This window comes from Tetzosporium hominis (assembly GCF_002265435.1).
Taxonomy (GTDB): Bacteria; Bacillota; Bacilli; order Bacillales_A; family Planococcaceae; genus Chryseomicrobium; species Chryseomicrobium hominis.
Genome location: NZ_NOKQ01000089.1, coordinates 1 through 247 on the forward strand (window position 1 = coordinate 1; position 247 = coordinate 247).

Here is a 247-nt window from a genome sequence, read left to right on the forward strand (position 1 = left end):
TTAAATTAAACATAATAATAGCAAAACCGATTACGGCCAGCCATGCTGACTTCTCACCGTGCCAGCCTCTTGACAGTCTTAAATGCAAGTAAGCGGCATAGAACAAAAACGTGATCAGCGCCCATACTTCCTTCGGGTCCCAGCCCCAAAATCTGGTCCACGCGAGCTGAGCCCAAATCATCGCAAAGATCAGCGCGCCGAGCGTAAAGATTGGAAACCCGATTGAAACGGCCCTGTACCCAACCTC

General features: G+C 49.8%; 1 protein-coding gene. It reads right to left on the minus strand.

The window, feature by feature from the left end; all coding sequences use genetic code 11:
* Positions 1 to 247: cytochrome c biogenesis protein CcsA (gene ccsA / locus CF394_RS00310; RefSeq protein WP_165767410.1), on the minus strand; the 247-nt coding region annotated here is incomplete at both ends.